A 10470-nucleotide genomic window follows, 5' to 3' on the forward strand; every position below is an offset into this window, starting at 1 on the left:
AGCTAAATTTTATTTATGGATAGACACTTGGGCCCATCACAGAATTACTTGTTAACCAATGCAACGTTGCATCATATTTTGGAGGGAGATATTTCACACCGCCAAGACAAAGTTGCAGGCAAGACTGTTCTGACAACGATCCTGGCTGGCGGCTTGCATACCTGGAAGGCTTGGGAACAGTTTTTGCAACATCGTCCTGATATAAAACACGGTTTGTTCTTTAATGACGCCGCAGGTGAGGATTGGTATTTTGTACGGGAAATGAGCAATGGGGTCATGTTGTTAAAGTTACCACGAAGTGCTTTCCAAAGTAATGCGGCAAGACTAACACGCATGGCCGAAGATTATCATAAATCCGGTTATCTCTGGAAAACACTATTTCCAAAAGGCTATAATGAAACTGCCGTTGTCCAAGCTATAGTAGATGCATTAGAAAACCAGGATACGGAAGAAACTACGCCAGATTATATTATCGGCTATACCAAAAGCCCCGATCCATTCAAAGTACTCAAAATAAGGATTCAACTCAGAGGCAATGAAATACTTTCGGCGTTCCCAACCTGGGGGCAACCCATGACTGGTAACGCCGGGAAGCCCTATTCGCCAGCTGAAGCGTTACGCCTAATTATTGCCGGGTCGACGGTATTGACACAGGCAGACCGCATACGCTTGGAGAATTTGCAGTTCGGCTTCAATCGGCAATCCTTTCAAGAATTATTCACCAATACTCCGGGATTCATCCTTGCAAGGCCGCGCACCGACTTAACCCAAAAACGAGTATATCAACGGCAGCAACGCTTCAAAGAACTGGGTAAGATTGCGGCCTCACTTTCAGCCGGCGAAATGGATCAAGTATATAAGCTGGCCATGTCAGACACTTATTTGAGGTACACTTTTCCAATCCTTCGCAATTTATATGGTACGGAATACATCGAAGTTACCCGGACACTGCGTAACAAAAATGCCGTATCAATTTATCAAAATTTACAAGAATTTATTATCGTCTTGCGTAACCGGGATAAGGCCGATCATACCAAACGGGCTTATGAAGTAATTAAAAAATATTTGAAAGTACGTTTCATTTATACTGGTGGTCTCGACCAGTGGGAAATTAAACGGCTTTCTGCCATCATATTAGAAACCATTATCGACTATAACGATCCTCAAGTCAGTAAGGAATTCATAGAGTTGCTAAGCGTGTCACCAGTGCGCCTCGCCATATTTACGGACTTTAATCCTTTTCCGCTTTTTGATCCCGATCCGATGCTGGTCGGCCTAACCGGCATACCTAAACCTATGTTTATGAACCACTTTTATGAATACGTGGTTCAGCAATTGGGCGCGAATTATACCTTAAATTTCAATGAAGAATTTAATTTGGAAACCGCGCGAAAAGCGCAAGACCACGTTGGTCCCTACGGCAAGGAACTAGCGCAAAACCAAGTACTGTTTAGTCTGGCTAGTGATTTTGGTATATTCTCTGAACAATTTGGCCAGCTTTGCGCCACCTTAGAAATTAATGCTGAAACGATTGTGTTGATTGGTTTAATCCTTACCTCTTACGCCAGGTGTACTGCGGTAAATATTCAACGAATTATTTTAAAATATCGCCATATTTTGGGGCCGCATCCCGATGATCTCACTTTTGGAACACCGGAGCATATCCGACTTGTGCACGCGCGCCATGAATACCAGTTCCTGGATCAACTTTTTGATCAGATGCTTATTCAGATCGAAAAACTATACCGAAACGCCGGTTTCATTAGTGAAGCGGACGAACTTAATGACAAATACGGCCACTTGGTTAAATTAGCCACAGAACTACCTGCTCCTAAAGCAGTTCCTGACGGACTTTCAGGCTCTGCCACAACTGATGATTTTGAAGATGAAGAGCCCCCTAAACCAGGTGAAGACCGGCCTTACCTCGTTAAACGCTCAAACTAACGATACTCACTTAAACGCATATAAACGCTTCTAAACGGGTAAAATAAAGGAGTTTGATGGGAACTGCTGAATTTTGTGCGCGTACAGCGCGGTTTCCGTTGTGCACTATTCCTTGAATTAATGAAAAATATAAAGCAGGTAAACCAGGATACCGAGTTTGACACGCAAGTGATGAAGCGCGCGCTTCATTTGCGTGTTAACGGTATGTTCCGAGATACCCAGTTGCTCCGCAATTTCCTTACTGGAAAGGTATTGTTTACGCTTGAGAATATAAATTTCCCGCATCTTAGGCGGCATAGCGGCAATTTCCTTTTCTATAAGCGCGATTAACTCATTCTCCCGCAACAAAAAGTCAGTTTCGGCGCTATCAACCTTCACGTACCGGTTCGCATACGCCGTCCTGATTGTCCGGTGTTTAAAAATATCCAGCACTCGGTTCAGCACCAATTTATATAAATACCCCTGTAAAGTCGTTTTGAGTTCGAAATCTGCGCGTTTGTTCCACAGCGCAATAAAAACCTCCTGCACTACATCCTGCGCCTCCAGCTTATCCTGCAACTTTCGGAAGGCATAACTATATAACAGCGCATCATACCGCAGGTACAATTCCTCAAAAGCAGTTTCCTGGTCCTGTTTTACCAAGTCCAGCAATTCCTGATCAGAAAGGGTCTCCAGCGCTGCCATAGCATTAATCGTCTGACGAATTTACCGAAATAATTACAGCAAAGGAAATAACCCAATGTAAATTAGCTGTTAAGCTTTGCCAATTCCTGCGCGGCGGGTTCCAGCCGCAGTTTTTCGAGCGCCCGTTTTCGGATATAATGCACACTCGGGATGCTCATGCCGATCAACTCCGCAATAGTAGCCGGCGTCTGTTCCATTTCGCCACAAAGGCCATAGGTCAGTTTGAGCACCTCGCTTTCCTGTTCGGTTAAACGAGTTAATAGTTCTTCCAGTTCCTGCGCGATCATTAATTTCTGTATCAACTGATCCGCTGGTGCATCGGTGCAAGCCGTCCGGTCCAATGGACCGTAAGCCTCATTGTCCAAATTATAGGTAGCATCATAAGAAGTGGTATTCGGCGCAAAATACAAAGCATCGGCTACATGCACCGGGTTTTCTTTCATAAAACCGGCCAGTTCCTCCGTCGTCGGTTGCCGTTCCTGCTGCTGCTCCCAACAGGCCGCCGCCTTATTGGTCTTGGTCAATACATTCACCAGGTTTTGCGGCAAGCGGATTATCCGCGATTGTTCGCTGATCGCCGCCAGCATACTTTGCCTGATCCACCATACGGCGTACGAAATAAATTTAAAACCCCGGCTTTCGTCGAATTTCAATGCTGCCTGGATCAAGCCCAAATTTCCCTCGCTGATCAAATCCGCCAAAGGCAAACCCTGGTGCTGGTACTTCTTTGCCACGGAAACCACAAAACGCAGGTTCGTGCAAACCAGCCTATCCAGCGCAACCTTATCGCCTGCTTTGATGCGCCGCGCCAGCGCTACCTCTTCTTCCTGGGTCAGTAGCCCAAGCTTCCCGACCTCGTTAAAATAAGCGGCTACCGAGCGTGTTTCCTCGTTGGTGATACTTTGACCGATCTGCAATTCCCTCATGGTTCATCCAGCCGCGTGAATACATAATTATCATCACAAAACTTCACCGTTTGTTTAGGGTTCAAATTCGCCAGCATATCAGCGACCATAGTTTCCAGGGTATAGGCTGGTTGCCAGCCCCATTCCTCCCGCGCCTGTGTATCCCTGATACTGGCCGGCCAGCTATCGGCGATTACCTGCCGGTGATCCGGTTCATAAGCCATCGTAAAGCCGGGAATATGCCGCCTGATCGCCGCGGCGATATCGCAAGGTGCAAAGCTCATACCCGCCAGATTATAGGACGTCCGGATCTTGATACTTTCTTCGGGTGCCTCCATCAGCTTCAGCGTCGCGCGCACTGCGTCTTCCATATACAGCATCGGGAGGCAGGTATCTTCTTTCAGAAAACAGGTATAATGGTTTTGTTGGATGGCCTGGTGAAAGATGTCGATGGCATAATCCGTTGTGCCGCCGCCAGGCTTGGCTGCGTGCGAGATCAGGCCGGGATAACGCAGGCTGCGTACATCCACGCCGAATTTTTCAAAATAATAGCTGCACCAGGACTCGCCGGCCCTTTTGCTGATCCCATACATAGTCGTGGGTTCGATCCGCGTATTTTGCGGGCAATTATACCGTGGCGAACCCGGGCCGAATACGGCGATGCTCGACGGCCAGAAAACTTTGTCCAGGTGCTGCGCCGCGGCGATCTTCAGTACATTGATCAGGCCCTGCATATTGAGTTCCCAGGCCAGGTGAATATTTTGTTCGCCCGTTGCCGAAAGAATGGCGGCCAATAAATAGACCTGCGTAACCTGTTCCTTACGTACCAGGTCCGCCATCGCGCCGAAATTCAGCACATCAAGCTGCACATAGGGACCGCTGGTATTATCCTGCGGTTTCTGATCCGCTGCAATAACTTGCTCGGTACCGAATTTTTGTCGTAAGGCGACGGTTAACTCGGTACCGAGCTGCCCGCAGGCGCCGATCACCAAAATTTTAGTAAGCTTCATAAGCTAAAGGTTCGTGTTGATAGAGGATTAAACCATAAGGCACTTTGGGGTCGATCCAGGTCGACTTCGGCGGCAGGATCTCGCCAGCACGGGCGACCGCCAGCAGTTCGGTAACGGCCATAGGGTAAAGCGTAAAAGCGACCGAGCAGGGATGTTCCGCTATAAACGCCAATAGCGCCGTCATCGCCTGCCCGCCGCCGATACATTTTAAACGCGGGTCCGCCTTAGGGTCGCTGATCCCAAAAAAAGGCCACAACACGCGGTCCTGTAAGATCGCCGCGTCGACACCGCCTTCCTTGGCTGTTAACTCATAACAAGCGCCACCAATCAGCATGCCGAACTGGTGTTTTTTTGTAGGCCTGACCAATTCTTTGGTGGACCGAATAGCGAAATTCCAGGACAATTGCTGGAGTAACCTGGCCGTATCTACCGGCGCTGCCAATATAACTGCCCGATGATAATCCCGGCTCCGTAACTCGGTAGCGGACATATATAAAGTAGACAGGCTATCATAGACCGGTTTGCCAAAACTCTTAATGTCGCCGCTTAATTCAGCAGCCGATTCCAGCCGGTGATGACCGTCTGCCACATAGACCGGGCCAAGCCGGGCGAAAGCGTCGATCAATGGCTGGCAATCTTCCACTCGCCAAAGACGGTGATTGCCTTGTTCATCTATCAAGCTACTGAAAGCTGGTTCACATTTGAAGGTGCTGATCATTTGGTCAATTTCCGCATCGGGTACATAGGTCAGTAAAACCGGGCTGCCTTCCAGCCGGGTATGTGCGCGATAATTTTTCAGGCGGCGGACACTGTCCTTCAGCGTCAGTTCATGCCGTTTGATCCGGCCGCTCCGGTAATCTTCTAAGGCCGTCAGCGCCCAGATACCCGTCTGGCGATAGGCAGGGTGTTCCATTTCATAGATATAGATCGCCGGTGTTTCCTCTTTTAACAGTTGGCCGCTCTTCAGCAGTTCCCGCAACGTCTCTTGAATATCCGAGTAGGCTGCGATTTGTCCTTCCGGCGTTTCGGGACGCGCCCGCGCGCCCGCTTCCAGCAAGTCTTTTAACTGCCCGGTTAGCTCCGCATGAGCGGGCCGTATCGCCCTAAAAGGTTTAATGGTTGCCATAGGTGCTCATACAATTCACCAAAGCCTGCACGCTCGCATACGGCAAAGCATTATATAAAGAGGCCCTAAAGCCGCCAACGGTGCGGTAACCCCGGATACCGACCATGCCCTGCGCCGCCGCATAAGCTAAAAAGTCCGCTTCCCGGCTTTCGTCCTGCATCCGGAATGTCACATTCATTACCGAGCGATGCGGCCTTTCGGCCAACCCATAAAACAGCGGGTTGCGGTCAATTTCATCATATAACAACTGGGCCTTGGCCTGGTTCTCCAGGCAGGCGAATTTCACCCCGCCGCGGTCTTTCAGCCAGCGCAAATTCAGCATCGCTGCATAGATCGAAAAAACCGGCGGCGTATTATACAGCGAACCATTGTCCCGGTAGACCCGGTAATCCAGCATCGAGGGTACCGCGTGGTTGACCCTGTCTAAAAAACTGTTTTTGGCAATCACTAGCGTCATACCGGCGGGCCCCATATTCTTTTGCGCGCCGGCATAGATCAAAGCGAATTGGCGAACATCCACCTTCCGGCTAAATATATCCGAAGACATATCGCAAATGACCGGCACGCCCGTTTCCGGGAAGGCAAACATCTCGGTGCCTTCAATGGTGTTATTGCTCGTACAATGGAAATAAGCCGAGTCTGCCGGTATCGTGTAGTCCGTTGGTATATACGTGTGCCCCGAAGCGACTATCTGGACGTCGCCAAATAAGCGCGCTTCTTTAATGGCCTTTTCGCCGAAATAACCGCCATCCAAATAAGCGGCGGTTTTACCGCTGCCTTGGAGGAAATTCATCGCCACCATGCAAAATTGCATACTGGCCCCGCCCTGTAGAAACAGCACGCTATAATCCTCCGGAACGTCCAGTAGTTCGCGCACCAGGTTTTCAGTTTCTTTAACGACCTCCTCGAATTCCGGCGAGCGGTGCGAGATTTCTAAAACGGATAAGCCGGCCTTGTCCCAGCGTTTAACGGCTAAGGCGGCCTGGTCCAAAACGGGTTGCGGCAGAATGCAGGGTCCTGCACCAAAATTGTGTTTTTGTAGCATGGTTGATAGTCTTTGGTGAAGTAAAGGTTGGCGGTTATGGTCAGAAAAACTACACACTAACCCATATTTAGAAAAAACACCCATGAAAACAGATTTTCATGGGTGTTTCGACTTTTTGACCTTCAAAATCGCCCTGGTCATAGCAAATTTGCGCTTTCACAACCATGCATTTATACACTAAGTCCACCAAAATGAAATGCCTAAAGTTGCTTATTCCGTTCATTTCACTTTACTTTGGTCAAAACAAGAAGTTAATAAATTATGTATTTTATACACTAAGCCTATGCCGGAATTTAAAACTTTAGGACAATTTATCATTGAGAAACAGGCCGACTTCCCTTATGCCAAGGGCGAGCTTTCCCGGTTGCTGCGCGACATCGGTATCGCCGCCAAGATCGTTAACCGGGAAGTGAACAAGGCCGGCCTGATGGATATCCTCGGGCAGGCCGGCAGCACCAATATCCAGGGCGAGAGCCAGCAAAAACTGGATGTCTACGCCAACGAGCAATTCATTTCCGCACTCCGTTGCGGCGGTGAATGCTGTGTCGTTGCCTCTGAAGAAAATGAGGATTTTATCCGGATCGATGACCAGGCAAACTATGTGGTTGCCATCGATCCGCTGGACGGCTCTTCCAATATTGATGTGAATGTGGCGGTCGGCACCATCTTTTCGATCTATCGCCGCAAATCCACCGGCGCAGCCATACTCAGCGATGTGCTGCAAAACGGCACCGAGCAAGTAGCCGCCGGTTATATTATTTATGGCTCCTCCACCATGCTGGTTTATACCACCGGCAAGGGCGTCAACGGCTTTACACTCGATCCTTCCATCGGTGAATTCTGTTTATCGCATCCCAACCTACAAATACCCAAAGACGGCACCATTTATTCCATCAATGAAGGCAATTACGTACATTTCCCGACCGGGGTCAAACAATATATCAAGTACTGCCAGGTCGAAGACCCAGCCACCGGCCGTCCCTATACCTCCCGTTATATCGGTTCCATGGTAGCGGATGTCCACCGCAACCTCATTAAGGGCGGCATCTTTATTTACCCGGTAACCGCTGCCGCGCCCAACGGCAAACTGCGCCTGGTCTATGAATGCAACCCGATGGCCTTTGTCATCGAGCAGGCCGGCGGCAGAGCTACCAACGGCAAAGACCGCATCCTGGAATTGGGTGTGGCGGAATTACACCAGCGTTCGCCTATCTTTATCGGCTCAGAAAAAATGGTATTGCAGGCCGAAGCCGGCCTACTCACTTTTAATGATAATCAATATGATCAATAACCAACTCGACCCGACCGATATCGGCCTGCTAAGCCTGCTGCAGAACGATGCGCGCCTGACCCATAAAGAATTAGGCGAGCGCCTGCATAAAACCGTGACCCCGATCCACCTCCGCGTGCGCAAACTCGAAGAAGAAGGGTATATCAAACGTTACTCGGCCATCGTCGACCCCAAAAAGATCGGGCGCGGCCTGATCGCCTATACCCAGGTGCAGTTAAAACAGCATTCCCAGGAAAGCCTGCAAAACTTCCAGCTCGAAGTTGTCAAACTGACCGAGATCATGGAGTGCTATCATATGACCGGGGCCTTTGATTTCCTGTTGAAGGTAGCCATCAAAGATATGGATGAGTATAACCTGCTGGTTATGAACAAACTGTCCAAACTGCCTGATGTCGGCATGATGCAGAGCTTCTTTGTGATGTCAGAAGCCAAGAATGAAACCGCCTATGACCTGGCTAGCCTACTGCCTGGTTCAAAGCCACAATAGCCGTTTTAAATTGCTCACGGGCGATCAAAAACTGAATATTGACCTTTCCCTTGGCTACACCGGTACTAATAATATTAATATCTGCCTTAGCCAAAGCCGTAGCGGCCTTGGCTAACAACCCTGGCTGATCCATATTCGTCCCTAATAGACATACCATCGCTACCGGCTCATAGCTCACTTTTTCAAAAGATCGCTGCAAATCGCCGATCAATTCCTGTTTGAAATCACTTTCCCAGATCACAATGGTAATACTATTCGCACTGGTCGTTTTAAACGTATAGCTGATACCGTGATTGAAAAACAACTGCATGATCTGCAGATCACTGCCCACATTACCTGTCATCAATGGGTCGTAAATATCAATGAGCAATTGTTGGTCAGTACCGGTAATGACCTCTACCCTTTTGATCTTCGACACATAGTCTTTGGTGATCAGCGTTCCCGGATGTTCCGGCTCAAACGTATTCTTGATCCGCAGGTGAATACCTGCCATTTCCAATGGCTTCGCCGCCTTAGGATGAATCGCCTCCATCCCCACATCCGCCAGTTGGTCAGCAATATCATAATTCGTATTACCCACTGGTTTCACATTATCCAACCCGACCAAACCTGGGTCTGCCGTACTTAAATGGTACTCTTTATGAATAATTGCCTCCTGAGGCTTTAATATCTCTGCAATTTTGGAGAAGGTTACTTCCGAATAGCCGCGGTCAAACTCCCGCATGATGCCTTCAGTACCTTTCGCGTAACCGGTAGCGATGCAAATCGTTTGGCTCAAATCTATAGCCTCAAATGCGTCTTTAATACGTTCGCTAATGGTTAATGGCCGACTATCGCTCGAACCCGCCAAGTCAATTAAATCTACTTTGAGCCCTTTAGCTTGCAAAATACTTGCTAATACATAAGCCGAATGGCCCTCCCCGATCGAAGCCAAAATCTCCCTTGCAGCTAACAGTATACCTTCATTCAGATAACCCGAAGCCAGCATGGTTACCGCGCTATCTAAATAAACCAACGCCTGTCCGATCATACCTTCGACTACTTCGTTGGCCTCGGCAATATCCAGGCCCAGGTACTCATATTGTTTATTGAGTTCCTTCAAATAGGTTGTCACTTCATTCAACGCCGTGCGAAAATCTTCACCATTAGCTAAACGATGGTAAACACCCGGGGCTTTGGTCTTCTTATTCTCCAGCAATAAATTGGTAACACCAGAAAACGCGGATACTACGAATACCCGGCCGGTTAGCTGGTTATCATAGTAAATAATATTATCGATCACTTCTTTCAGGGCGCTCATGGAAGTGCCGCCGATCTTTTCAACAGTTAGCATGAGGCGAAACTAAATAATTCCGCGCAAAAAACTTCCACCCTTACCGAACCTAAACGACCACAAAACTTCGCCCACCTTGCCGCCTACGGTGGAAATATCTATTTGGCCGCTCCGCAATTTTGGACTCACCAAATACAAAAACTTATGCTACATGCGATCTCCTGGCAGCAATATATGACTGCCGTACTCTTACTCACCGCCGCCTGGTACACCTACGTCGGCCTTACTTATTATCGGCCTGAATTGCGCAACTTATTGCCTAAGAAAGCGGCAGATACCATGCCACTTGTTGCCTTGGCTCCTATGCGTGCCGTCATCGGTGGCATCCAGCCCGATGCCGGTACGGCAAGCGCCGATCCCGATGAGCTCATCTTTAGCCCGGGCGAGCCCGACGACATCAGTGAAGCCACGCTGCCCAAAGGCCCGTCAGATGACCTCTTAGCGGAAGCAATCACCTTGGCCGGCGCATCCGGGACAAAAGCCGATTTCCTGTCGCTCTTGCAGGTACTATTGGATAAGTATGAAATCTACCGCGACGAGATCAGCTTACCGGCTTTTACAGCGGAACTACTAACCCAACAATTACCTTTTGAATTATTTGAACACGACCTGGACCTGCACTGGCCAGCCGAAAATTATGCGTAA

The 10470-nt window shown here is 48.8% G+C and carries 10 protein-coding genes; 4 read left to right on the forward strand and 6 right to left on the reverse strand.

Annotated features, from left to right (window positions below):
* Positions 1 to 15 precede the first annotated feature (15 nt).
* Positions 16 to 1944: a hypothetical protein gene (locus JWQ34_RS13150; protein WP_299357755.1), complete on the forward strand. Its 1929-nt coding sequence runs from the start codon at positions 16 to 18 to the stop codon at positions 1942 to 1944.
* Positions 1945 to 2061: 117 nt separating this feature from the next.
* On the opposite strand, the gene JWQ34_RS13155 is transcribed toward JWQ34_RS13150, so the two are convergent.
* From JWQ34_RS13155 to serC, 5 genes are all read right to left on the reverse strand, one after another.
* Positions 2062 to 2628 (reverse strand): RNA polymerase sigma-70 factor, encoded by a 567-nt coding sequence (locus JWQ34_RS13155; protein ID WP_299357756.1) that lies wholly within the window; start codon positions 2626 to 2628, stop codon positions 2062 to 2064.
* Positions 2629 to 2690: 62 nt separating this feature from the next.
* Positions 2691 to 3554, reverse strand: a complete 864-nt coding sequence (locus JWQ34_RS13160; RefSeq protein WP_299357757.1) for a sigma-70 family RNA polymerase sigma factor — start codon at positions 3552 to 3554, stop codon at positions 2691 to 2693.
* A complete protein-coding gene (locus tag JWQ34_RS13165; RefSeq protein WP_299357758.1) occupies positions 3551 to 4543 on the reverse strand; it encodes an NAD-dependent epimerase/dehydratase family protein in 993 nt (330 codons plus the stop codon). Before JWQ34_RS13165 ends, JWQ34_RS13160 begins: the two co-directional genes overlap by 4 nt.
* On the reverse strand, positions 4530 to 5669 hold the full coding sequence (locus JWQ34_RS13170; RefSeq protein WP_299357759.1) for a DUF1015 family protein: 1140 nt from the start codon (positions 5667 to 5669) through the stop codon (positions 4530 to 4532). The genes JWQ34_RS13165 and JWQ34_RS13170 overlap by 14 nt, the downstream gene beginning before the upstream one ends.
* Positions 5656 to 6714 carry a 3-phosphoserine/phosphohydroxythreonine transaminase gene (serC, locus tag JWQ34_RS13175; RefSeq protein WP_299357760.1) on the reverse strand — a complete coding sequence of 353 codons (1059 nt, stop codon included), beginning with the start codon at positions 6712 to 6714 and terminating at the stop codon, positions 5656 to 5658. Before serC ends, JWQ34_RS13170 begins: the two co-directional genes overlap by 14 nt.
* Positions 6715 to 6997: 283 nt before the next feature.
* Between serC and fbp the strand changes: the two genes are divergently transcribed.
* Positions 6998 to 8005, forward strand: a complete 1008-nt coding sequence (fbp, locus tag JWQ34_RS13180; protein ID WP_299357761.1) for a class 1 fructose-bisphosphatase — start codon at positions 6998 to 7000, stop codon at positions 8003 to 8005.
* A complete protein-coding gene (locus JWQ34_RS13185) occupies positions 7995 to 8492 on the forward strand; it encodes an Lrp/AsnC family transcriptional regulator (RefSeq protein ID WP_299357762.1) in 498 nt (165 codons plus the stop codon). The genes fbp and JWQ34_RS13185 overlap by 11 nt, the downstream gene beginning before the upstream one ends.
* Here JWQ34_RS13185 and JWQ34_RS13190 read toward each other — a convergent pair.
* Positions 8461 to 9825 (reverse strand): aspartate kinase, encoded by a 1365-nt coding sequence (locus tag JWQ34_RS13190; RefSeq protein WP_299357763.1) that lies wholly within the window; start codon positions 9823 to 9825, stop codon positions 8461 to 8463. The two genes, JWQ34_RS13185 and JWQ34_RS13190, sit on opposite strands and share 32 nt — an antisense overlap.
* Positions 9826 to 9969: 144 nt before the next feature.
* Here JWQ34_RS13190 and JWQ34_RS13195 point away from each other — a divergent pair, with 144 nt between their 5' ends.
* Positions 9970 to 10470 (forward strand): hypothetical protein, encoded by a 501-nt coding sequence (locus JWQ34_RS13195; RefSeq protein WP_299357764.1) that lies wholly within the window; start codon positions 9970 to 9972, stop codon positions 10468 to 10470.

The sequence above is a fragment of the Mucilaginibacter sp. genome, from assembly GCF_028288185.1.
Taxonomy (GTDB): domain Bacteria; phylum Bacteroidota; class Bacteroidia; order Sphingobacteriales; family Sphingobacteriaceae; genus Mucilaginibacter.